Here is a 24,781-nt window from a genome sequence, read left to right on the forward strand (position 1 = left end):
AATATGTATATTTGTTTTTGTGTTGGATTCTTTAAATATTTCTTTTATCATTCTTATATCTGCAACATTATCGTCAATAATTAAAATGCTAAATTTTTTCTTATCCTCCTAATATTCATTAGAAAAACCTCTTTTTAATACAGAGATCATTTATGATCTTATTATATTAATTATTTTAATAATCTTTGTTTTCCAGCTGAAAAAAGCACTATAATCTCTTATTTTATAATATTTGGATAAAAGTAGTTACTAAAGTTTAAGTTTAAATAGTGTGATTAACACATATCAACTAATACATTAATTCTTAAGTTTTAATAATTTTTGGCTTTATAAAAATTGTAAATATGGTGTTAAATGACAGTAAACTCTTTAATTAATGGAACTATTCATATTTTATTGGTCGAAGATAGTGAATCGGATGCAAGATTAGTAAAAGAATTTTTAAAGGAAGCAGATATAGATCATGTATTGTATGTGGTTGATGATGGTGTTGAAGCCCTTGAATTTATGAATACTCATTGTAAGGCCGCTACTAATTACTGTCCTGATATCGTTATGCTGGACTTAAATCTACCTCGAATGGGTGGTATTGAAGTTCTAAAAGAAATGAAAAAAGACGATACTTTAAAAAGGATACCTGTGATTGTTTTAACTACTTCTACATCAGAAGAGGATGTACAGGAATGCTATGGTAATTATGCCAATTGTTATATTGTTAAACCATCTAATTTAGCTGATTTTGAAAATATAATGGATACTCTCAAGGAATTCTGGTTTAATACAACTAATTTACCTAAATAGATATTATTATCAAATATTTAATTTTAAAAAATAGCTGCAGCATTTTAGTCCTATTTTTTTAGTACCGCAAAATATGATACACATTAAATTTAATAAAGAAATCGAAGGGCGAAATATCGTCTCAGATATTCATAATTTACCCTTTTTAAATTAAAATTCGCCCTTCAACTCATTGCTTGTTGGTGTTTCAATACGAAAAAAGCATTTTTTTCTCTATTTTTTATTCTATTTTATTCAGGTAAATGTGATATGCTGGACATTAAATGGTGGCACTCAACGTCTAGGGAAGGTTAGTATATGGGTAATTTAATACTAATTTTTGACTTATTTATATTTTCATTTTAGTGAATTTGTGCCAGAGTGTATAATCGTAAATGTTGAATGTAAAGATTATGAAATGGTGTGAGATTTAATTTCAAATTTAATGGAGAAAATTATTATATGGTTGTTCCTAATTACACATGCAATTCATGGCGCTCCGCCATTCACGGTGGGTTTTTATGGCAGTATATGGTAAAATCGATGATATTTCAAGTCCAAAAGAAGGTTCAGAACTGGTTCTTTAAATAGGGTTAAAAATAAATATGTTTAAATAGAAAAATGATGGTCATAAATTAAGTGATTTGTATTAAATTTATTTTAGTGAAGTCTACAATCAATTTAGTGAAGTATATTGATTTGAATAGTTTTTTAGATAAAATATTTGTGGTTAAATTGATTTTAAGCAAATATATTTAAACCATCCCCAAAATTCTTTTTTTAACGTGAATTAATTTTCTATTTTTTGAAAAGTTAATTTTAATTTTTTAAATGAATACAAACATGTATCCTCTGCAGTTTTTTTGCTTTCAAAATAGAATAAATGTGAACTGCACTTGCAGTCAGAACAACCGAATCTGTCAGTGGACGTTCCTTTCTTTGAAATTTCCATGGCAACATCACACTCCCATTTTTCTGGGCTTCTTTCCAGTATTACTTCTTTTACATTTGAATTTGGGGAGTTTAAAAGGTAGTCAATATGCCAGAATAATTTTTTCTCTTTTGATAAGTGTCTACGTATTCTGCTGTCTATAGAATTAAGTGCAGATCCTACATATACGTAGTAACCCTTTTTAAATTCTATTTCTCCAATCTTTCCGATTTTAATTGTTGAATCTTGGCTTAATTGGATTATGAGACAGTATGTTGCCATTTTAACACCTTAGTTATGCTTAAAATTAGTTTTAATTGTAGGTTATATAAATTAAGGTTATGCTTTAATTTTGCTTATATAATCTTTTACATCTTTTATCTGTTCAAGATAGTCATCGATTATATATAACACATTTTCATAGGGCCCAAGTTCACGATCACATTTTTTATCAATTGATTTTCGTTTAGATGAAACTTTGGTTCTTTTAATTGACCCTAAAAGAGAAGATTTGTTGTAATCATAATTTAAATATTTCAATTTAACTGATCTCATATCTGCAGAAACTTGCCGCCTTATTTCCAGCAAATTTTCTTCTATTCGCTCTATACCAATTAAAGTCATTCTGGCTTCAAGAATAGAAGATGTTTTTAATTCAAAGCTTTCTATATCCAAGCTTGAAACCATTCTTTCATATTCTTTGGCTTTCAGTATTTTTTTTTCAACCTGGGGCATGTTAAATTATTTGAAATAACTAATATAAATATGCTAACCGTTTGATACTTATTTATTATTTTAAAAAAATGATTTTTAACGGGAGTAGCCTTTCATAATATTGGATATTAAAAAAAAATGATCTAGCCTGCCATTAAAAATTATTGGAATTGATATTAATTCTTCTTAAATTGAATGTATACATCACAATTGTAAACTATATGTCCAAATTGTTTTAATTAAGTATCAGTTAATTAGTGAATGAATTTGTATTTTTAAGGCCGTAGTTAACTTTTTACTGGTTAATTAATTAACCTGTTTAACATAGGTAAATCTATAACTGGAGAACAAAGAATTCATTTGGTTAATTTCCAATCAATCATTTAAAAATCCAATAAATTAAAAAAAGTAGATGTCACTGAGTCTAACTTAATATTAAATAAAATAAGTTAAAGTTTACAAATTATATTGAAATTTAAAGCATATTGGTGACGGAAGTATTAGGAATAAGATCAATTGAATATTAAGATAAATCTTAACTTCTATTAAAAGTATTATTTACTATTTATCAATGCAATTTTACTGGTCACTACTGTTTTGGCCCTTAGAAGAATGCTGTCTGCATGATCTCTATTCTGGATTTCATATTCTATTTTTTGAAGTAAAAACCCTAAATTATCTGGTTTGCATTTATATGCATCATCTAAAAATTTACTGGATACTTCCCTATCAATAATTTCATCCATTTAGTTTCACCTCTACGACTATGTTAGACAACTTTGTTGGTTGTACTAATATTTGTCATAAGGATTATTTAGATTTTTCCTATTATAGGATGAATTATTGCTATGTGAATATTTTGGCAGGTAAATTTTAGATCATTTAACCGGATTTAAGCTTTAATTTATACATTGTTAAGTTTTATGACTTTTTTTTGGAAATATATTAGGTTTAAAAGCTAAAACAAGTAATATCTCTTTAATTTAGAAATTAACTTATTTTTTCCAAATTTACTTAATAATTACCGGCCGGTTAAATAATCTGATTTTTCATCTCAGGAAATATTCATATTCTGAAAATTTAAAAGCGTAACTGCTTGTTTAAATGATAACAATAAAAATCATTATAAAACTGGCAATGACATACAGGATTCCAGGTATAAAATGTGCCTGAAATTCGTCACGGTCTTTAGCCAGCATTTTGTCAGCTTCTTTATCCGTATAAAATGTTTTTGGAGATAGATAAAGCATAGCTACAAAAATCAAAGATTTTTGTGGTTCGAAAATCAAAGCTGACAAATACTTCGTATTTGTCGCTCCAAAATTCTATGAATTTTGAGAGATTTTCTCAAATTCAAATATTCTGTAGTATCCAAAATCAAAAAATGAGGATAAACCAACTAAAACAATATTTAAAGTGCCGTGTGGAGTTGGATCAAATGATACGCCATATGCTCCTAAAATAATGAGAAATGCGGCGAAATTAAGAAGGGGCAGTATGTACATAATTGCCCATGATAACAGTAATCTTCTTATGGCGTGTAACTGACCTTTCCATGCATTAATTGCCCATGATAACAGTAATCTTCTTATGGCGTGTAACTGACCTTTCCATGCATTATATGTGTCATAAGGGTTGTAATTTCTATGAACTCTATCTATTATTAATGTAAAATGAATGGCAAATATGAGGGTAAATAATTCTTGAGCTTTCAAAAATTCTTAAATTTTTGGTGCACAGAAAAATTTACAATTTTTCGTTGCCTCGGTAAAAAACTGCATAAATTAATCTTCCTGAAAGCTAAATTTTGTACTTAATAATTTTTAAATTAAAATTAATATATTTAATTATTTATAGTCTTTAATCAATATTAACTAACTGATTTGTTTTAATAGAATAATTGAATTTAAAAGAATGATATTGGAGAAATGATATGGAATATACTTTTTATGCTAAAGGACATAAAAATGTCACTTCTGCCCATAGATCAACATTTGAAGTTACTATGGATAAAGAAATAGGAATAAGGGCTGATTGTATTGTAGGGGTTTCATCTAAAATTAAGCTTGTAGATCTTCCTCCAGAACTTAGAGAAGCCATAAAAGATGAAAATACACGGATTAAAGTTCAACTTAAAACAGAAAATGCAAAGGATGAAATTAAAGGGTATGGACATCCCGAACTTACTCTGGATCATCCAACAGATATGGTATGTAGAAAAAGTGAGTTTAAATGCAGCCGTACTTTGATGATAAAATCAAACAAAGCTGCAATTGACCTTAAAAGGGAACTTGTAGAGGATTTAAAGGAAGGAAAAGATTTAAAGGTAACAATATTGGTAGAATAATAAAAGTTAAACTATCTTGAATAATTAAACAGATAATTTAAAGTGATTTTTATGAATATAATGGGTGCAGTACTGGGTGGAGTAATAGGCGCAATAATAGGCGTAATTTTAGCAATAGCTATAATCAAAGCTAAAAACAGGTGATAGATTTGGATCATATATATGAAAAGGTCAAATCATTCATAGAAGACAACGGCGATGAATATTACCTCTGCGAGATAGAGGATATTCTGGGGGTCGATGAAGAAACCCTTTTAGAAGTGCTCAAGCAGCTTAAAAATGATAATATAGTAACTGAAGAACATTTTTTTGAAACGGGCTGTGTAAATAATAGAGTATGTATAGACTGCTTTGAACCTATGGAACATGAAGATACAGAGCTTAAAGAAACTCCTGAAGGAGATATTCAGCATATTCATGTTTATAGGTGCCATAAATGCTTTAAAAAAGAATATTATTGAGTAAATCTTTTTTGAAAAATAAAATTTTAATTTAGTATCCAAAACCGGATATTATTATTTTTTGAGTTTGTTTTTAAAATGGAAACATTAAAAATAATAATCTAAAATTTTTACTTAATTTACATGCCTATTTGATGTTTTTAGCAAAGAATATATCTGCGTTTTGAATAATACAGTTATGGAGGATATTATGGCAACATGTCAAAAATGCGGAACTGAAACTTCTGATAATGAAAAATATTGTTTAAAATGCGGAGAGCAAATGGATAATGGGAGAAGCTATCTTATTGTTAATATCATTACAATAGCGGCAATAATTATTGGTTTTATAATGCCATTTGTTTTTATATTTGCACTTATACCTGCAGTATATTTATATACGCGTCCCGTAAATTCTGTTAAACAACGCGGAAAGTTGTATATAATAGTTACACTGCTTTTATTTGTTATTATGCTCATTGTTTGGAGTTTTATTGACCACTTGATTTAGATTATGTTAAATAGTCATAATCTTTTTTATTTAAAGTAAATAATGATTTTGCATAAATAGGTTAATTATGACTTGATTGAAAAAAAAGTTATTTTAAAATTAGAAAACTTTGAATACATTCTAAAATTTTAGATTTTCACAACAAAATTAGAAAAATCTGATTTGTTGAAATGCAGGGGACGGGATTCGAACCCGCGAAGAGACTCACTCACTAGGCCCTCAACCTAGCGCCTTTGACCGCTCGACCACCCCTGCTTGTTCATGTTGAACTAACAAGAGAACATATCATCTTATTTATGTTTCACTATATAAATGTTTCGATTCTACGTTGCTGATTTCATCTTATTTTGTATATTTTCAAACCGTTTATGGTGCCGTTGGTTATTTCTTTGTATTTTTTTAATAAATCCTCTTTAGTATTTGAGTTTCCCCAGAAAAAAATTTAAGTGAATTAAAATTGAACTTTTACTTTCCGACTAATAAAAATGTTTAAAAAATGGAACATAAATTCCTTAATGCTTGAGAGTATTGTTCAACTATTATTGAATTATTATGTAATTTTTGATTAAATAAATGGATTAAAACAAGTTCAACTTAAATAACCAGTACAACATATGAAGTATAAAACATGCACATAATATGGACATGAGCCTAAAAAGTTATTTAAAATATATAATTAATATGGTTATGTAATGTATTGCTATGAAAGCTGTAACTGAAACCAATGATGAAATATTAGTAGATATAGAAGTTTCTACTAAATCAAAGAAGTTTGAAATAATTGGTTACAATGAGTGGAGAGAAAAAATAGAAATTAGAATAAAATCAGTTCCACAAAAGGGTAAAGCTAATAAGGAAATAGTAAATGAATTTTCGCGTCTTACTGGGTCGCAAGTTGAGATTGTTTCGGGACTGAAAAGCCATCATAAGACTCTCCGAGTTTATAATCTCTCTAAATCTGAATTTTTACAAATTCTAAAGGATAAATTTAATTTATAGTATGCATCTTATTAAACTTATAGTCGTAAACATCAATCTATGATTTTTGATAGTAGAACATCTGATTATTCACTATAAAATATGTGATTAGGTAAAACAAATATTATATATCTAAAAGTTGCGTTATTTTTATACCATTAACATTTAATCTCATACTAAAAACAAAAATTATCTAATTTATTTCACTTGAGTTTACTGTTATCCCCTTGAAATTAGTTAAAACAATATATTATGAGCAATATTCAAGTGAAAATATAAAATATTGGCAATTATTTAAAAACAGGTTATAAAATATGACAGGTAAAAATACAAATTATTTAATCGTAGCTGTAGTTTTTATTATGGCGGTATATGCGTTCTATACAAAGTACTATTTTAACGCATCAGGATGGTTCTTATTGGGATTAACGCTGATTTTAATCACATATTTCTCTAAAATTAGTGCAGATAAAAAATATTACATAATGACACTTCCACTGCCGATTTTAGCTTTAATTTGTTTTGCACTTGAGTTTATATACTGAAGTGCTAAGTGCTTTTAGAGTAAAAAATATAAAATTTTGAGTTAGCTATAAAATATTTTTTTTAAACCATTTAAGAAAATATTAAAGGATAATAGAATATATCCTATTTTAACTGTAATTATATTTTCTGCAGGTTACCTTCCTATTTTAGTTGAAGAGAGATATCGTGGGCATTATATACTTCATTACGTTTAATTGGAGGTCATTTGCTTAATGAATTGTTTAAACATAGCTTTTTCACAGCCCATGTGAAAAGTATAGTTTTGCTGGTTTTTGTACTTTCATTTATATGGATGCATGTGTCGTTTTTGAGTGAAAATATTAATTTAGATAATGAAATATATGACCTGGCGAATCTTATTGAAGATCAATACAATATATCTGTGGAAATATGGCAGTTAATCAGACAAAGAAAATACGTATAACTTATTTGTCGTATTATCTGGGAACTAACTATTTGGGGCAAACGAATGATATCAGTAGTTTCCAGTTACAATAAAATTGAAAAATATAATGTTGACTTTTATATAGTATGGGGATATAATAACTCTGTTTAAGGGATATACTGAAGTTACAAATGATAAAATAAATGTTTTAAAGATATATTCCATAAATAATAAAGTACAAGTGGAAAATTAAATCCATAAAAAAACCAAAAAAGTTTATAAGTCATTTGAATGTAAGTATAATATGTATAACTAAAGAATTTAAACTTTTAACATGTAATTAATAGGTGAACAGTTATGAAAGCGGTGATACCTGCTGCTGGACTTGGTACAAGGTTTTTACCTGCCACAAAAGCACAACCAAAAGAAATGCTCCCAGTGTTTAATAAACCAACAATACAATACGTAGTTGAAGAAGCTGTAGCTTCCGGAATAGATGATATATTAATAATAACAGGAAAAGGTAAACGATCCATTGAAGATCATTTTGACAGAGCTTTTGAATTAGAATACTTCCTTAAAAATGGTGGAAAAACTGATTATCTCAAGGAAGTAGAGTACATATCTGAGCTTGCTGATATTTATTATGTAAGACAAAAAAAGCAGAAGGGACTTGGAGATGCAATAGCATGTGCAAGAAAACACGTCGACGGCGATCCTTTTGCAGTTTTGCTTGGAGATACCATAGCTCAATCTAAAGTTCCCTGTACAAAGCAGCTTATGAATGTTTATGATAAGTATGAATCTTCAGTGATTGCTATAGAAGAAGTTCCTGATGAAAAAGTAGAAAGATATGGTATAATTAAGGGATCTAAAATTGATGATTCTCTTTATAAAATTGAAGACCTGGTTGAAAAACCTAAATTAGCGGATGCACCTTCCAATTTAGGAATTATAGGAAGATATTTACTCACTCCTGATATTTTTGATCATATTGATGAAGTTGAACCCGGTGTCGGTGGCGAAATCCAGCTTACAGATGCTTTAAGGCATTTAGATGAAAGCTACGGTTGTATATTCAATGGTAAACTCCATGATATTGGGAATACGGTGGACTGGCTTAAAAGCTCAATTGAAATTGCAATGGAAGATGAAGATGTTAAAAAGGAATTACTGGAGCATTTAAGCAATCTTCTAAAATAATCGATGTTTTTAATTATTTTTATTAATTTAACATCTCTTTTTTTATTGATTATAAACAAATTATATAAGCAATACCATCAAAAATTGAACAGTATACTGAATTATTTATGATTTAAAAATTGTGGAAAGATATTAAACTAAGTGATTTTATGAAGATTTCGATTGTTATCCCCGCATTAAATGAAGAAGGAATCGTTGGTAAAACAGTTAAATCGGTTCCAGTTGAAAAATTAAAGAACAATGGGCTTGATGTTGAGATACTAGTGGTAGATAATGCATCAACTGATAACACTGCTTCAGAAGCACGTGAAGCTGGAGCAAGAGTGGTATATGGAGAAAAGAGAGGATATGGTAATGCTTATTTAAAAGGATTTTCTGAAGCAGAAGGGGATATAGTTGTAATGGGGGATGCAGACGGTACATATCCTTTTGAAATGACATATGAATTCATTCAACCTATCTTGAAGGGAGAAGTTGATTTTGTAATGGGCTCCAGGCTCAATGGAGATATAAAAGAGGGTGCCATGCCTGCACTTCACAGATATATAGGTAACCCTTTTCTTACATGGGTTTTAAATGTTCTATTTAAAGCCGGAATTTCTGATGCTCATTGTGGAATGAGGGCCATAAAAAAAGATGTTCTTGATGATTTAAACCTTAAAAGCAGCGGAATGGAATTTGCTTCAGAGATGGTAATTGAAGCCGCTAGAAAAAATGTTAGAATGACTGAAATTCCAATTACATACTATCCTAGAGAAGGTGAATCAAAGTTAAGTTCTTTTTCAGATGGTTGGAGACACTTAAGGTTTATGATGCTTTACCGGCCTACACCGTTTCTTTTGGGTCCTGGTTTAATAGTATTGATTGTAGGTATAGCTTTAACTCTTGGAGTTCTTTTTGGATTCCAGTCCAGACGGCATACTTTAATTTTAGGTAGTTTACTGCTTATTATAGGTTATCAAATGCTTCTGGCGTGGATACAATTTGGAGCATTTGGAATGGTCAATGGAATCACTGGAACTTCTGGAACAATAAAGAAATTCGTTAATTACCATTCACTTGGAAGAGAACTATTTTTAGGGATTCTTCTTTTAGTCTGTGGGGTACTTGTAGGGTTTAAGGTGCTCTTCAGCTGGCAGGCAGTTGGATTTGGAGCTCTTTCTGAGATTCAGTTTGCCACACTGGCTCTGATATTATCAATCTTGGGAATTCAGACTATATTCTCCGGAATGTTCTTGAGCTTGCTGCTGTTAAACAGTGACTATGACGATTAATTGAGGTTTAGATGAATTTACAATTCATCTACCAAAATTATGCATTACTTGAAAATCTAAAAAAATCAAGGATTTTCACATTTCTCTATTTAAAGATCTCATCAAAGATTTTAAGTTGAAACCATCATGTTTTTCGACTATAAAAATAAGAAATTTTTGAAGTTGAGAAAAACCGAAGCTTACGAAAATCGTAGATTTTCGTGCCTTTAAAAACCGAAGGTTTTTGATGCACTGAACACTGTCAAAAATCAAAGATTTTTGATGCATCGAAAATGCTACGCATTGTCGAATGTTTCATGTTCGAGTGCTCCAAAAATTCGTAGAATTTTTGAGAGGTTTTTCGAACATTAAATTTTTAAAAAAATTTTAATAGGTTTGTGAATTGAAAATGAAAATTGCTTTTATTTATGATGCTGTTTATCCTTTTATTACTGGAGGGGCGGAAAAAAGAGTCTATGAACTGGCAAGACGGCTTGTTCAAAGGGGCCATGATGTCCACTGGTATGGTGTCGGCTGGTGGTGGCCTGAAAAAGGGCAAAAAGATATTGAAATGGAAGGAATTCACTTACATGGTGTTTGCAAACCTATGGATTTATATAATTGCGAAAGAAGGTCTATAAATGAAGCTGTCTATTTTGCAGTGCGTCTCCTTCCAAAACTTGGAAGGGAAAAGTTTGATGTTATTGACTGCCAGGGATTTCCTTTCTTTTCATGCTTCACAGCCAAGTTAAATTCTTTATTTGGAGGTTCTCCACTTATAATTACATTACATGAAGTATGGAATGATTACTGGTATGAATATCTTGGAAAAGCAGGATTTTTTGGCAAATTAGTTGAAAAAGTAATGGTTAATCTTACAGGTAGGATTATAACAGTTTCCAAGAAAACAAAATTTGATTTAAAGGCAATTAAATCCTCTGAAAAGTCATTAGTTATTCCTAATGGTATTGATTTTAACTATATCTCTAAAATAGGTCCTGCAGGTGAAAAATCAGATGTTATATTTGCAGGCAGGTTAATCAAAGAAAAAAATGTTGAGGTATTAATTAAGGCTATCTCTAATGTAAAAGAGAAAATTCCAGATATAAAATGCTGTATAATAGGCGACGGTCCAGAAAGGGCAAAACTTGAGAAACTGGTACAAGAACTTAATATACAGGATAATGTTGAATTTAAGGGTTTTATGAAAGATTATGATAACTTAATTTCTTACATGAAGTCTTCTGAAGTTTTTGTTCTGCCTTCAACAAGGGAAGGATTTGGAATAGTCGTAATTGAAGCAAATGCATGTGGACTTCCGGTTGTAGTGGTAGACCACAAGATGAATGCTGCATCTGACCTTATAATTAATAATAAGAATGGAATTGTATCTGGTTTTTCTAAAGATGATATTGCAGAGAATATAATTAACATGATTAACAAAAAGAAAGAAATGCAGGATGGTTGTATTCAAACTTCAAAGGAATATGATTGGGATAAAATAGTAGATACTCTGGAAGAATTTTATAAACGCTAATATTAAGACTAAATAATGCTTTTTTGATTAATTTAATGTTGAAGTGAATAAAATGAAGATAGTTCAAACGCCTGTTAGGTTTTACCCGTTTATAGGCGGTGTGGAAAATTATGTATATTATTTATCAAAGGAACTGGTTAAATTAGGTCATGATATTACTGTTATTTGTGCAAACGAACCTGTTTCAAAAAAACAAGAAGCTATTGATGGCATCGAAATAAAAAGGCTTTCTTATTTTGGTAAAATTGCAAATACGAATATAACTCCCCAATTGCCCTTTGCACTGTCAAAAGAAGAATTTGATGTTATTCATACCCATGTACCTACTCCGTGGAGTGCTGATTGGAGTAATGTAATCTCTAAATTTAAAAAAAAGCCGTTAGTTGTTACTTATCATAATGATATAATTGGAGACGGTATTGCAAATTATATTGCAGGATTTTATAATTCCACTGCTTTAAAATCGTTGTTGGGCAAAGCAGATAAAATAATAATTACTCAACCTAATTATATGTATTCATCTCCTTATCTAGGAAATTATAAAGATAAGATTGAAGTTATACCCAATGGAGTTGATGTGGATAAATTCAAACCCATCAATATAAAGAAAGAAGAAAACAGCATATTTTTCCTGAGCCTTTTAGATGAATTTCACAAATATAAAGGCCTGGACTATTTATTAAATGCATTAAAAATAGTAAAACTTGAAATAGAAGACGTAAAATTAATAGTTGGTGGAAAAGGTAAGTTATTGGATTATTACCGCAGCATGGTAAATGAAATGGGCTTAGGGGACAATGTTGAATTCCATGGTTTTATTCCAGATGAAAAAATTGTGGAATATTACAGTAAATGCAGTGTTTTTATACTGCCTTCAATCTCATCAAAGCAGGAAGGCTTTGGTATCGTTGCCCTTGAGGCGCTTGCATGTGAAACTCCCGTGATAAGCACAGAGATTGTTGGTGTAGCAGCTGATGTCAAAGAAAGTAATTCTGGGATTATTGTACCTCCTAAAGATGTAGATAAACTAGCAGATGCAATACTTAAAATATTATCTAATAAAGAGTCCTCCTTCAAAATGGGAATTAATGGAAGAAAACTTGTAGAAGAAAAGTATACATGGGCAGGTATTGCTAAAATGGCTGAAAAAGTTTATAGGGAGTTAATATGAAGATCTGTCTTATATCTAACTTGTATCCTCCTTGTATATTGGGAGGAGCAGAGGTAGTAGTAGAAAAGGTCGCTAAGAATCTGGCAATAAAAGGTCATGAAGTGGTGGTCATTACCACCAGTTATGATGAAGAAACTGTTGAAAATGTAAATGGTGTTAAGGTTTACAGGGTAAATCCATTAAATGTTTATAAAATGTATGACCACCCTAAAAAACCTTCTTTTATGAAACCAATATGGCATACAATTGATTTATGGAATATTCAGGTTTATAAAACATTAAAATCAATTTTAGAAGATGAAAACCCTGATATTGTGCATATTCATAATTTTAAAGGATTTTCTTTATCAGCGTTTCAAGTGGTTAAAAAATTGAATTTACCTCTAGTTTTCACAGCGCATGACTATTCATTGATATGTATGAGGGCAAATCTTTTAAATAGCTCTGGAAACATTTGTGATGCCCCCTCCGCGTTATGTAGTGTATATAACAAAATTCAAAAAAATCTGGTGGATAATAAGCCTGATGTGGTCATTGCACCTTCAAAATTTGTAATTGATAAGTTAAAATCAGAAGGCTTATTTAAAAATATTGAAGCTGTTAAAGTTCCATTAGGAATTGAAATAGGGGATAAACAAGAAGATAAAGACTATGGTACCATTGATATTTTATATGCAGGTGCGTTAAGTGAACATAAAGGAGTTCATATATTAATAAATGCTTTTAAAAATTTAAAATATGAAAATATAACTCTTCACATTGTAGGGAAAGGCAATGATGAGTCTAAATTTAAGCAAATTGCAAAAGACGATAATAGAATAATCTTTCATGGATTTAAGACAGGTAAAGACCTTATAAATTTTTATAAGAGTGCAAATATCAGTGTTGTTCCGTCAATATGGTATGATAATTCTCCAATGGTGATTTATGAAAGTTTAATGTGTGGAACTCCTGTAATAGGAAGTAGAATAGGCGGGATACCTGAATTAATTGAAAATGGATATAATGGATTTCTTTTTGAGACAGGAAATATAGGTGAACTTGAGAAAATATTGGAATGTGTTATCGAGAATCCATCTAAATTAAAAGAGCTGGAAGATGGAGCTTTAAAATCCGTCCAAAAGTACTCTATGGAAAACCATATAAATAAACTTATAGAAATATATGAATCCTTAATTTTAGTTAACTAAATTTATCTAATCTTACGGTGTGTTTTAATTGAATGTGTTAAATCATATAGTTATATCTTTATAATAAGGAGAAATTGAATGCTTAATGAAATTAAAAACATAAATGCTAAAAGATGGTTAATAATTGTAATATCAACTCTTTTTTTGATAGATATAATAATATTAACAAGTATTAGTTTTTTAAGAGAAGCATTACCCTTCTTATTTTTTACAATTGTCCCTGGAATATTAGTTATTCAGATATTCAGGTTAAATAAACTGAATTTTCTTAAAAGATCTGTTTTAGCAGTTGGAACGAGTGTTTCTTTATTGATATTTATAGGTTTATTTTTAAATTGCATGTATCCAATTTTACCAGAACCTTTATCATTAGGACCCGTTCTTATTTCGCTCAATTTTATGGTAGTAATCCTGGCATTTCTCTCTTACTATCGAAATAAGGAAGATTTTCAAAATTTTAAATTATTTAATTTACATATAAAAATTAAAGATAAACTGGTTTCCCCATTTATTTTTCCAGTTATATTTCCATTTATGGCCATATTCGGCACTTATTTAATGAATATAGCTAATAATAATATAATTTTAATTGCAATGCTTCTATTAATCCCTGTTTATGTAGTTGTACTTATTTATCTCAAAGATAAAATAGATGACAGTGTTTATCCTTTTGCAATTTTTATGATTGGCCTGAGCCTGCTTTTAATGAGGGGATTAACTTCAAATCATATAACTGGAAGAGATGTCCATATTGAATTTTACGTATTTCAGCTTGCATTAAAAAACTATTACTGGAATTTACTTGCTTATAACAATCCTTATAATGCATGTTTAAGCATTACAATACTTCCAGTCATTTATAAAGTTCTATCAAACATAAGCAGTGAATATATTTTTAAATTGTTTTTTGGACTTATAGGTTCATTTATTCCTCTTTCACTTTACATAATATTTCAAAAGTATCTTGATAACCGATATGCATTTTGTGCATCCCTTCTTTTTGTATTTCAAACTTATTTTATTCTAATTTTAGATACTGTAAGGCAAGAAATTGCATTTTTATTCTTTTTCCTGGCAGTATGGGCATTTTTTGGCTCTGATTTCAATAAATCAATTAAAAAAGCATTTTTTATATTATTCATTATTTCAGCAATGGTTTCACATTACACCACTGCATATATAGCTCTGGTTTTAATATTCCCAATATTACTTTTACCGTTTTTAAAGAGCTTGTTTAAAGTTTTAAAAGATGGAATTAAATCTAAGAATGATGCAGCAAATCAAAGATTTGTATGCTTCCAGAATTTTGATGTAATTATCATTATTCTGATTTTAACTGCTATATGGTATATTTTCGCTGCCAAAGTCCAGTTTGAAGCAGGAAGTGCGGTTATAGGAAGTACAGTAAGTAGTTTACAGTTAAATGCAGGCGGTTCTTCCATTCGAAATAATGCTGTTTTAAGTATTTTAGGTATTGGAATTCAGTCATTACCTAATTTTATAAGTGTAATTGTAAATAACCTAATTTTTGTCATGATTGGTATAGGTTTAATATTTATAATTAAAAATTACAGTGAATTTAAAAAGAAATTTGGAAACGGCTATCTATTAGGAGCTCTAATTTCGGTCCTGCTCCTGGTATTGTTTGTTATTTTACCATATGTTTCAAATGCATATGGCCCTCAAAGGTTATTCTTACAATTAGCAGTATTTTTAGCGCCTATTTTTATTATGGGGTGCCTTAAATTTGCTAAACTTATTAAAAAACCAAAATATGGCATAGTTATAATTTTAGTACTTTTAATATCACTTTTCACCTGTGGCACCTACCTGCAGTACCATTTTTATGGTATCCCCTATTCACCATTTTATGAACATAATGGAGATCTAAGGGATGAATATTATGTCTATGATCAGGAAGTAGCTGCAGCGTCCTGGCTAAATCAGTATAGGGTGACAGATCTAGGGATACAAGCTGATGCAACAGGATACATGAGATTAATGCTTGGCTTTGGAGGAACCCCTATTTTAAATAAAAAAGCAGGAGGATATGTTTATCTTAATTATATTAATGTCAATAAGCATATTATCTATTTATCATCTACTAATCCTAGAAATATCAATGATTTCGCATTTTTAGCAGGGAAAAGTAAAATTTATGACAATGGAGGGGCAGAAATTTGGAAATAAATAACAATTTAAAGGATATAAAGATTCTTTTTATCCATAATACTGTAATGTGGTATAGAAAACCATTTTTCAAAAAATTGAGTGAAATTTATAATATTAAATTTATTTTCACCCACATGCAGGCCTCCAAAGAGATATATAATGTTGAAATACCTGATGAAATTGAGGGCATGAACGATGTAAATTACAGTGTCCTTAAAAATCATTTTAATATAGCTTTTGGTGCAATAAAGGAATCGTTTGGAGATTATGATATATTAGTGGGGGGAAGCTGGGATACGCTTTCTGAATTATTTGAAACTACCTTTTATTTTATGGTTGCAAAACTTAGAAGAAAAAAATTTGTAATATGGAGAGAAGACTGGGCATGGGGAGTTGAATCATTTAAAAAATCCATGATAACTCCTTTAATTAAATTAATTATTAGAAATTCTGATGCTGTCATTGTGCCAGGCACTAAACACAGGGAATATTTTATTTCGTTGGGATCTTCTCCATCGAAAACATTTTTGATGCCTAATGTCAGTAATATGACATATAAAAGTGACTATTTAGAAAAAAAGGAATTTTTAAAAGAAAAACTAAAATTAAAAAATAAAAAAGTAGTTTTATATGTAGGTAGGCTGGTTAAAAGAAAAGGAGTTGAATATTTAATTAAATCATTTAAAAAGCTCCATAAACAAAGAAAAGATATTGTTCTAATAATAGTGGGGGATGGTAATTGCAGGTCTCAACTTGAATCTATTTCCAGGGGTATTGATGATATTTATTTCACAGGTCAAATAGGAAATGAAGATTTGCCTGCTTATTATGCACTTTGTGATGTGTGTGTGGTACCGTCTATAACTTATGAAATGGGGGACCCATGGGTTTTCATTTTAAATGAAGCAATGTACTTCGGAAAACCTGTAATTGCAACAGATGCAGTAGGGGCTGCGTTTGATATGATAAAAAATGGGGAAAATGGATTTATAGTACCTGAAAGAGATGTAGAATCTTTATATAAAACTATTGCTGATGTTTTATCTGATCCAGATTTAAAAGAAAAAATGGGATATAAATCAAAACAGATAATCGAAGAAAGATTTAGATATGGGAATATGGTTAAAGGCTTTCAAAATGCTGTAAATTATGTGATAAATAAATAAATTGATTCTTTTTAATTAAAAGCATTTAAGATTTCTGTAAAAAATTGTAATTAATGTTAACTATGTTAAAGATAATATCTAAAGTTTAGAACAGTGAGGACCAAAATGAACATACTAATAACTTTTCCAGGAGATTTAACTAGACCACAAGGAGGAGGCGCTAATAGAAGCTATAATCTAGCAAAACAGCTTCAAAATGCAGGACATAATATAACTGTTTTACAGCCGCAGGATAATAAAGAAAATACTGGCGAATTTGAAATCTTTAATTACACTGGAAACATATTAGGGAGAGATCTCTCAGTTTTCGCTGATTTAAATCCATTTTTTATCTTTAAAATTATTAAGTTACTTTTAAAAAAAGATACAGACCTCGTCCATATTGAATTACCGTGGGGTGCAACTGCTGTAAATATAATAAATAGACTATTTGGAAAAAAAGCAAAGGTTGTTTACAGTTCCCATAATTATGAGGCGGGAATGCAAAAAGATCTTAGGGATTATCACAGGAATTTAAAGGAATCTGGCTTTTTTAAAGTGCTGATATTTAATTTGATATATCCTTATACAAAGTTAATTGAAAGGTGCGCAGTTAAGTTATCAGATATTGTAGTCTGCGTGAGTAATTCCGACAAAGAATCCATGGCTAGTAAGTATAAATCAAGCAATGATAAAATTAAAGTAATTCATAATGGGACTGATTTTACTAAAATTTTGAAATCGTCTAGAAATAAAGAGATTTTTGGGCTGGATAAAAATAAAATATCAATTGTTTTCCATGGATCCTATGAACATCTCCCTAACTATGAAGCAATTAATTTAATAAAGGATAAAATTTATCCCGAATTTAGAAAAAAATTGGATAAAGTTGAATTTGTTATTGCAGGTGTTGGTGTTCCTGTATCCTCTAAAAAGGAAGGACTAAGACTCATTGGTTTTGTAGAAGACATATATTCTCTCCTTAAAAGTTCAGATATAGCTATAGTTCCTATTTTACATGGTGCAGGGACTAAATTGAAGATACTTGATTATATGGGCGTAGGTTTACCTATTGTAAGCACAGATAAAGGTATGGAAGGTATAAATGCCGTTAACTATGAGCATGCAGTCATTGTTGAGGATATAAATACTCATTTTATTGAAGCTATAAATTATTTAATAGAAAATAAAGAAGAAAGAAAAAGAATAGGCAGTAATGGTAAACAAATGGCAGAAAAAGAGTATGGTTGGGACAGTATTGGACAAAAACTGAACGATCTGTATAATAAAATAGTTTAGGCATTTACAATTTTATGTTTATAGTGAGGCAATTGAATGAAAAAAGGTAAAGCAATGGTTTTTTTAGAACCTGGTCAAGCAGCTAGAACAAAATTAACGGTTTCAGTAGAAAAAAATATCAGATCTTTTGAAGTCAAACTGTTTATTTTGCCTTTTTTAAATAAAATCAAAAAGAATTATGATATTGACATATTTCTACAAGATTCAGGAACACTTAGAATATTAAGTGATAATGGGTTTAGTTGCAATTTGATTGGTAAAGATCTTTTGAATCCCGACCAAAAAGAACTTTCAAAAAAAAAGAGTATTTATATTGCGCAGAATTGGTATAAATTGGATAAAAATGAAGAATTAAGTTTCAATGGTGTTAATATAGGCGAGGCTACAGAAACTGAGACTATAGATATAGTAAGGACTCTTTTTGAAAAAGTGCAGGTTTTTGAGTCTATAATTTCTAAGGAAGAAGTAGATAAAATATTTTTTGAAAATCCATACTCTCCTGATGGAAAGGCTTTGGGGATAATATGTGAAGGTTTAGGGCTGGAATCTGATTCTATATATTCATTTTATGGTAAAACTAAAAGGAAAGTTATAGATAGAGTTAAATATGGAGGATATTACAGAAATAACATAGAAACAATTAATTTTTATTCTGTTGATAATTTAAATGAAAATTCTCCCAATATTTTATTTGACACGCCTTATGCTAACCATCTGGATATTGTATTTCCTGTAATGGAACTCCTTTTGAGAAAGGGTTATAATGTCTATTTACTGGCTAAAGATGAAGATATAAATAGGTATAAATCTAAACATTCATTTTCAAAAATTAAACTTCCAAAAATAAAGTGTAATAAATTAAATGAAACATTAAAACAATATATTTCACGAGCAGAAAGTTCAAAAATCTTTGATTACAATGGAATAGATTTATGGCCTTTATTAAGAGATGATCTTTATCTTTCAAACAAAAATAAATTAAATGTACTGGGGCACCTGAAAAATTTTAAAGATATTCTTAATGATATAAAACCTGATTTAATAGTTGTAGGGGATGATCGAGGACCTTCTGCTGTAAGAGCTGATTTACTCTATGCTAAACATGAATGTGTTCCTATAGTTGAAATTCAACATGGTGTATATAGAATTGACAAAGCTATGGCAACTCCAATTTCAAATAAAATATTTGTATGGGGTGAATCAACAAAACCCGCCCTCCTTGAAGCCGGTGCATCTGGTGACCAGATGGAAGTTACAGGATCTCCCAAATATGATTCACTGGTATATAAGTTAAAAAACCATTTTAAACCTGCAGATGACGATAATATTAAAACCCTGCTCTTTGCAACTCAACCTCTGCCTGGTAATTTGAACTCTAGAATAATAAATGAAATTTCTTTAATGTTAGAAAAAACAGATAATATACGGTTAATTGTTAAACCCCATCCTAGTGAGAATACGGATTATTATAAATCAATTACAAAACAGTTTTCACAAAAAGTCAGCGTTAAAGACAGCGGTGACAATATAATTGATTTGCTGCTGGATGCAGATGTTCTTATAAATCTATTTTCTACTGTTGGCCTGGAAGCCGCTATTTTAGAAAAACCGATGGTTTGTGTGAATTTATATAATCAAAAAATAGTTTACATTGAAAGTGGAGTTGCACTAGAGGTTAAAAACTTAAAAAATCTTAAATCAAAAATTAATGATAGCTTATACAACGATAAAATACGAGATGAACTTGCAGAGAATCGTAAAAGATTTGTTTATAATTATGCATATCTTCAAGACGGAAAAGCATCAGAAAGAATCTGTAATGCTATAATTAAAATGATTGAAGATTAAAAACTTAAATAAAGATTTTTTAGGATATCATTACTATAAATTAAAGTTTAAAATTGAAATGGAATATAATCGTTGGAAATAATATAATCTTATTAATGGTGAGCTTTTGAAAGAATACAAACTTTTTGTACAGAGAATTGGTTTAGTAGGCGTAACAAATATATTTATAAGTTTAAGCACACTTATCCTGCTACCTATCTTATCCAAAAATTTAACGATTCAAAATTTAGGTGTATGGAACCTGTTCAATACTTATCTCTCTTTTATACCTTTATTTATAAATTTGGGCCTACCTTATACAATGGTCAGATATTTGCCGGTTAAAACAGAAAAAGAAGATATAAAGGAAGGATTTTACTCAATTATGTTCATAACTTTATTTGTAGGTTTAATTGCATTAGGAATACTCCTATTATTTTCAAATCAGATTGCACTGGTTCTCTTTGATGGCAACACCAGTGTTTCTATATTATTAGCAATAGGTACTGTGATAAGTGTTATGAGTGTTTCCTTTTTTACCTTTTTTAGAACATTCCAACAGATGAAAATATATTCAATACTTCAGCTAGCACAGACTTATCTTGGAGTTTTCATGGTAGCATTCTTTGTATATTCAGGATATCAAGTTAATGGGGCAGTGCTCGGATATGTTATTTCACAGTTTATCGTATTTTTAATAGTAATGGCATTTGTAATCCATGAAATTGGATTTAAATTCCCTAAATTTGAAAATTTAAGGGAATATATATCGTTTGGGTTACCTACTGTTCCAGGTAATTTTTCAAGCTGGCTTGTGGATTTAAGTGATCGTACTATAATAGGCATTTTTCTGGGAACTGCATTTGTTGGTTACTATTCTCCAGGTTACACTTTAGGTAATATAATAATGATGTTTTCGGCCCCATTTACTCTTCTTTTACCTTCTTTATTATCCTCATATTATGATAATAATAGAATAGACGAAGTGAGAAAACATCTGGACTATTCTATTAAATATTTCCTGTTGATAGCAATACCTGCTGTTTTTGGTTTATCTATTTTATCAAAACCGTTACTCAATGTGTTAACTACACAGGCAATAGCTCAAAATGGTTATATAGTAACTCCATTCGTTGCTTTGGGCGCACTTATTTTTGGTGTTCAGGGAATAATTACTCAAATTTTGTTACTGGAAAAGAAAACAAAGGTTATAGGATCCCGGTGGATAGCTGCAGGTGTTCTTAATGTTGTTTTAAATATAATACTGGTGCCGTTTTTTGGTATAATAGCAGCAGGAATTACGACATTGATTGCTTACGTATTCGTTTGTTTAATTACATCTTTTTATTCACTGAAATTCATTAAATTGAACTTTGACTTTATATTTATATTAAAAAGCATATCTGCTTCTGTATTGATGTCATTTGTCCTTCTGTTTATAAATCCAGTATCTTTTGTTGGGATAGTGGCTACTGTTGGGGTATGCGCAGTGGTTTATCTGCTGGTCATCCTTCTGTTAAAAGGTATTTCCCCTGATGAACTTAACTTTTTCAAAAAAATGGTAAAAAATTAAATTCAGTTTTAGTTCACTTAAAAATAAGTAATTTAAAAGGAATAGTACTATGGTCTGTAAAAATTAGACAGTTTCTGTAAATTTGATCTTGTCAAATTTCAATATTTCATCTTCTTTAATGTCCTCTAAAGCTTTACCTCCAATTAAATGGTCCATCATCCATGGGGGGATGCCAGTACCTGGTCTTTTCCATGTTATATCATTTTTTTCAATTATTTTGCCCTTTGGAATGGATTTTTTAGCAACTAAACTTCTTCGGGCGTATTTACGTGAGTTTTCTTCACTTTCTAAATAATTTTTATTAAACTGCCCTAATAGTTCATTATTAAGTTCAATTTTTTCCACAAAACTTTTTAGATCATTATAGTCCATGGCATGATAGTGATCATTTCCAGGCAGTTCTTTATTCCATGTATAATGTTTCTCAAGGACCATAGCGCCTAAATGCCATGCAGTAGTTAAAACATCATTTGTGTATTCGGGTAAAGTATGGTCTGAATAACCAATAACAAAATCTGAGAAAATTTTCTTCATATGGTTAATCATTCCAAGATTAGCGTCTTTATAATCGGTAGGGTAGTTTAGAACACAGTGAAGTAAGACTATCTGGGTATTTCCTTTATTTTTGATCCATTCTACAGCTCTCCATATTTCAGATATGGTCGAAGCCCCAGTAGATAAGAGTATAGGTTTACCCTTTAGAGCAATATATTCTAAAAATGGTTTATTTGTAATATCTGCTGAAGCTATTTTATATGAAGGCATCAATGGTTCTAAAAAATCTGTACTTTCAATATCAAATGGTGTAGCTAAAAAATCAACATTATATTCTTTACAGTAGTCTGCTAATTCTTCAAATTCAGATTTCCAGAATGTATCGTGTTTTTTAAATAGTTCATACTGGGATTTTGTTTTTTCCTTTTCTGTATCCCAGTATGCCGGAGAATATTTAGAAGCCAGTGTTTCTGCTTTGTAAGCCTGGAACTTAACAGCATCTCCTCCTGCATTTGCAACTTCTTCAATCATTTGTTTTGCTTTATCCAGATCACCTTCATGATTAACTCCAACTTCGGAGATAATATAAGGCTTTTTAAAGTTGTCAGTAGGGTTAATTTTGATTTTTTTCATGTTTCCACTTCCAGTAATTTGAAGAAATCTCATCGATAATTTTGGTCAGTCCATTTTTTATTACTGCAGATGACTTGAGCTGTTTATGGTACATTTTCCTTCTTAAATTGTCATCGTTTGAAATGGCCTTTATAGAATTTAGTATATCTTCATCAGTAACGGTACATGATATTCCTAAGTATTTAATTCCTTTATTATAACGGGCAAATAAATGAAGTGTTTCTCTATCATTTTGTGCAATACTTATGGTAGGGATACCCATGGATGTCAGTTCATAGATAGTTCTGCCGTTGGATGTTACTGCAATATCAGCTTTTTTCATTAATTTCTGCATATTATCAACTTTTTGATGGATTTCAATACGTGAATCTATTTGAGATAGATCGATATTATGTCTGTAGCCCCCTCCTAAAATAACGATTATTTTCTCTAAAGGAGTTTGATTAAATATATCCGAGCTTAAATTTAATAATTTTGAAGTCACATTACATTGATCTACACCGCCGAAAGTAATAATCAGCGCTTTAGGGACATCATTAAATTCAATAGGTTCATTTAAAAGGAATTTTTCATTTAAACATTCATATTCATATCCGAATCTATGGTTAGGATTAGGATTGGTTTTTTCGTATAGTGCATTGAATACTAAGTGGGCGTTATCTGCTCCATCTCCTAAATCTTCAAAATTAACTACAAAAAATCCAGAGTCCTTTAATTTATTAATGTAATCAAATTTGGTATCTAGAATATCATTAATTACTATATTTGGATTTATATCATCTAATAAGTTAAATAGTGAATCTTTTTTGGTACTTATAACGTTATATCCTCTTTCTTTAATTAAATTAATTGATGTTTCACCACTATCTGTCATTATAAATGTTATATCATTGCCTAAGAGCCCATCGGCAAGTGTTAAAGTCCTGTAAACATGGCCCATTCCTATATCATTATTTCCATTAACAATAAATGTAATTTTCAAACGTTTTATGGCAGTTTCTGCAATTAAAAAGTCCATTTCAGTATCAATGTCTAATCCTTCTGTTTCATCTAAAATAAAGATATCAACATTTTCACCGAATCTGGAATCCTCTTTAACAAATTCTCTTTTAGTTATTAGAAAAGCTCCTGCCTCTTTATATTTTTTAGGAAGCCACTGTCTGTTTAGTCTAGCTTCGTAATCTGGAGATAACTTATCGTTCTCTTTTTTCCAGTAGAGGTGTGTAGCATCAACTACAGGCAGGAGAGTATCTAAGTTTTCATCCCTAAACTTTTCAATAGCTTTATCTAAAGATACTGGTGACATTAATGGTGAAGTTGGTTGAAGTGTTATTACAATGTCATATTTCTTTTTATTGTTAAGTTCCGTATACTCTAAAGCATCATATATTACTGGATCTAAAGTGGTAATATCGTCTGCTAACGATTCAGGGCGTTTTCTTAAATAAACATTTAAACTGGATGCATAATCTAAAATTTCGTCACTATCTGAAGTAACGACTATGTCATTTATATGCTTACTTTCAAGAGCATTTTTAATTTGATAATAAATCAGTGGTTTTCTGTTGAGTATCCTTAAATTTTTTCTTTTAATGCCTTTACTTCCGCCCCTTGCGGGTATTATTCCTAGTATCTTCATGTAATCACCAAA

At 29.9% G+C, this 24,781-nt stretch carries 24 protein-coding genes and 1 tRNA gene; 17 read left to right on the plus strand and 8 right to left on the minus strand.

Features of this window, described 5'->3' with window-relative positions; all coding sequences use genetic code 11:
• Positions 1–354 precede the first annotated feature (354 nt).
• On the plus strand, positions 355–801 hold the full coding sequence (locus AAGU07_RS00375) for a response regulator (protein ID WP_342457241.1): 447 nt from the start codon (positions 355–357) through the stop codon (positions 799–801).
• 769 nt (positions 802–1,570) lie between these two features.
• On the opposite strand, the gene AAGU07_RS00380 is transcribed toward AAGU07_RS00375, so the two are convergent.
• The 5 genes from AAGU07_RS00380 to AAGU07_RS00400 form a co-directional block, all read right to left on the minus strand.
• On the minus strand, positions 1,571–1,993 hold the full coding sequence (locus AAGU07_RS00380) for a GIY-YIG nuclease family protein (protein WP_342457242.1): 423 nt from the start codon (positions 1,991–1,993) through the stop codon (positions 1,571–1,573).
• Positions 1,994–2,050: 57 nt separating this feature from the next.
• The gene (locus tag AAGU07_RS00385) at positions 2,051–2,446 is read right to left on the minus strand and encodes a hypothetical protein (protein ID WP_342457243.1); all 396 of its coding nucleotides are present in this window, start codon (positions 2,444–2,446) and stop codon (positions 2,051–2,053) included.
• A gap of 533 nt (positions 2,447–2,979) precedes the next feature.
• A complete protein-coding gene (locus AAGU07_RS00390) occupies positions 2,980–3,171 on the minus strand; it encodes a hypothetical protein (RefSeq protein ID WP_342457244.1) in 192 nt (63 codons plus the stop codon).
• Positions 3,172–3,525: 354 nt separating this feature from the next.
• Positions 3,526–3,714: a hypothetical protein gene (locus AAGU07_RS00395; RefSeq protein WP_342457245.1), complete on the minus strand. Its 189-nt coding sequence runs from the start codon at positions 3,712–3,714 to the stop codon at positions 3,526–3,528.
• A gap of 36 nt (positions 3,715–3,750) precedes the next feature.
• A complete protein-coding gene (locus tag AAGU07_RS00400) occupies positions 3,751–4,140 on the minus strand; it encodes a hypothetical protein (RefSeq protein ID WP_342457246.1) in 390 nt (129 codons plus the stop codon).
• 218 nt (positions 4,141–4,358) lie between these two features.
• On the opposite strand from AAGU07_RS00400, the gene AAGU07_RS00405 reads away from it, so the two are divergent.
• The 3 genes from AAGU07_RS00405 to AAGU07_RS00415 all read left to right on the plus strand — a co-directional run bounded on the left by AAGU07_RS00405 (position 4,359) and on the right by AAGU07_RS00415 (position 5,723).
• Positions 4,359–4,772 carry a DUF371 domain-containing protein gene (locus tag AAGU07_RS00405; RefSeq protein WP_342457247.1) on the plus strand — a complete coding sequence of 138 codons (414 nt, stop codon included), beginning with the start codon at positions 4,359–4,361 and terminating at the stop codon, positions 4,770–4,772.
• Positions 4,773–4,921: 149 nt separating this feature from the next.
• The gene (locus AAGU07_RS00410; protein WP_342457248.1) at positions 4,922–5,233 is read left to right on the plus strand and encodes a hypothetical protein; all 312 of its coding nucleotides are present in this window, start codon (positions 4,922–4,924) and stop codon (positions 5,231–5,233) included.
• Between the two features lie 190 nt (positions 5,234–5,423).
• The gene (locus tag AAGU07_RS00415) at positions 5,424–5,723 is read left to right on the plus strand and encodes a zinc ribbon domain-containing protein (RefSeq protein WP_342457249.1); all 300 of its coding nucleotides are present in this window, start codon (positions 5,424–5,426) and stop codon (positions 5,721–5,723) included.
• A gap of 171 nt (positions 5,724–5,894) precedes the next feature.
• Here the strand turns inward: AAGU07_RS00415 and AAGU07_RS00420 are convergent.
• A tRNA-Leu gene (locus tag AAGU07_RS00420) sits at positions 5,895–5,978 on the minus strand.
• Between the two features lie 447 nt (positions 5,979–6,425).
• Here AAGU07_RS00420 and AAGU07_RS00425 point away from each other — a divergent pair.
• From AAGU07_RS00425 to AAGU07_RS00485, 13 genes are all read left to right on the plus strand, one after another.
• A complete protein-coding gene (locus AAGU07_RS00425; protein ID WP_342457250.1) occupies positions 6,426–6,722 on the plus strand; it encodes a DUF167 family protein in 297 nt (98 codons plus the stop codon).
• Positions 6,723–7,015: 293 nt separating this feature from the next.
• Positions 7,016–7,246 (plus strand): hypothetical protein, encoded by a 231-nt coding sequence (locus AAGU07_RS00430; RefSeq protein ID WP_342457251.1) that lies wholly within the window; start codon positions 7,016–7,018, stop codon positions 7,244–7,246.
• A 206-nt stretch (positions 7,247–7,452) separates the two neighbouring features.
• Positions 7,453–7,671, plus strand: coding sequence for a hypothetical protein (locus tag AAGU07_RS00435; protein ID WP_342457252.1), 219 nt, complete (start codon positions 7,453–7,455; stop codon positions 7,669–7,671).
• 318 nt (positions 7,672–7,989) lie between these two features.
• Entirely contained in the window at positions 7,990–8,835 is an 846-nt protein-coding gene (galU, locus tag AAGU07_RS00440) for a UTP--glucose-1-phosphate uridylyltransferase GalU (protein WP_069582592.1), read from the plus strand.
• Positions 8,836–8,984: 149 nt separating this feature from the next.
• Positions 8,985–10,109 carry a glycosyltransferase family 2 protein gene (locus tag AAGU07_RS00445; protein WP_342457253.1) on the plus strand — a complete coding sequence of 375 codons (1,125 nt, stop codon included), beginning with the start codon at positions 8,985–8,987 and terminating at the stop codon, positions 10,107–10,109.
• A gap of 388 nt (positions 10,110–10,497) precedes the next feature.
• The gene (locus tag AAGU07_RS00450; RefSeq protein ID WP_342457254.1) at positions 10,498–11,625 is read left to right on the plus strand and encodes a glycosyltransferase family 4 protein; all 1,128 of its coding nucleotides are present in this window, start codon (positions 10,498–10,500) and stop codon (positions 11,623–11,625) included.
• Positions 11,626–11,677: 52 nt separating this feature from the next.
• Positions 11,678–12,796: a glycosyltransferase family 4 protein gene (locus AAGU07_RS00455; RefSeq protein WP_342457255.1), complete on the plus strand. Its 1,119-nt coding sequence runs from the start codon at positions 11,678–11,680 to the stop codon at positions 12,794–12,796.
• On the plus strand, positions 12,793–13,986 hold the full coding sequence (locus tag AAGU07_RS00460) for a glycosyltransferase family 4 protein (RefSeq protein WP_342457256.1): 1,194 nt from the start codon (positions 12,793–12,795) through the stop codon (positions 13,984–13,986). The genes AAGU07_RS00455 and AAGU07_RS00460 overlap by 4 nt, the downstream gene beginning before the upstream one ends.
• Before the next feature lie 78 nt (positions 13,987–14,064).
• A complete protein-coding gene (locus tag AAGU07_RS00465; RefSeq protein WP_342457257.1) occupies positions 14,065–16,176 on the plus strand; it encodes a DUF2206 domain-containing protein in 2,112 nt (703 codons plus the stop codon).
• The gene (locus tag AAGU07_RS00470) at positions 16,167–17,324 is read left to right on the plus strand and encodes a glycosyltransferase family 4 protein (RefSeq protein WP_342457258.1); all 1,158 of its coding nucleotides are present in this window, start codon (positions 16,167–16,169) and stop codon (positions 17,322–17,324) included. Before AAGU07_RS00465 ends, AAGU07_RS00470 begins: the two co-directional genes overlap by 10 nt.
• A gap of 105 nt (positions 17,325–17,429) precedes the next feature.
• Entirely contained in the window at positions 17,430–18,602 is a 1,173-nt protein-coding gene (locus tag AAGU07_RS00475; protein WP_342457259.1) for a glycosyltransferase family 4 protein, read from the plus strand.
• 36 nt (positions 18,603–18,638) lie between these two features.
• Positions 18,639–20,450 carry a CDP-glycerol glycerophosphotransferase family protein gene (locus AAGU07_RS00480; protein ID WP_342457260.1) on the plus strand — a complete coding sequence of 604 codons (1,812 nt, stop codon included), beginning with the start codon at positions 18,639–18,641 and terminating at the stop codon, positions 20,448–20,450.
• 106 nt (positions 20,451–20,556) lie between these two features.
• Complete coding sequence (locus AAGU07_RS00485) at positions 20,557–22,002, plus strand: oligosaccharide flippase family protein (RefSeq protein WP_342457261.1); 1,446 nt, start codon at positions 20,557–20,559, stop codon at positions 22,000–22,002.
• Between the two features lie 63 nt (positions 22,003–22,065).
• Here AAGU07_RS00485 and AAGU07_RS00490 read toward each other — a convergent pair whose 3' ends face one another.
• Positions 22,066–23,130, minus strand: coding sequence for an N-acetylneuraminate synthase family protein (locus tag AAGU07_RS00490; protein ID WP_342457262.1), 1,065 nt, complete (start codon positions 23,128–23,130; stop codon positions 22,066–22,068).
• Positions 23,111–24,769, minus strand: a complete 1,659-nt coding sequence (locus AAGU07_RS00495; protein ID WP_342457263.1) for a hypothetical protein — start codon at positions 24,767–24,769, stop codon at positions 23,111–23,113. The genes AAGU07_RS00490 and AAGU07_RS00495 overlap by 20 nt, the downstream gene beginning before the upstream one ends.
• Positions 24,770–24,781: the final 12 nt, after the last annotated feature.

Origin of the sequence: Methanobacterium sp. (assembly GCF_038562635.1) — an archaeon.
Lineage (GTDB): Archaea > Methanobacteriota > Methanobacteria > Methanobacteriales > Methanobacteriaceae > Methanobacterium_D.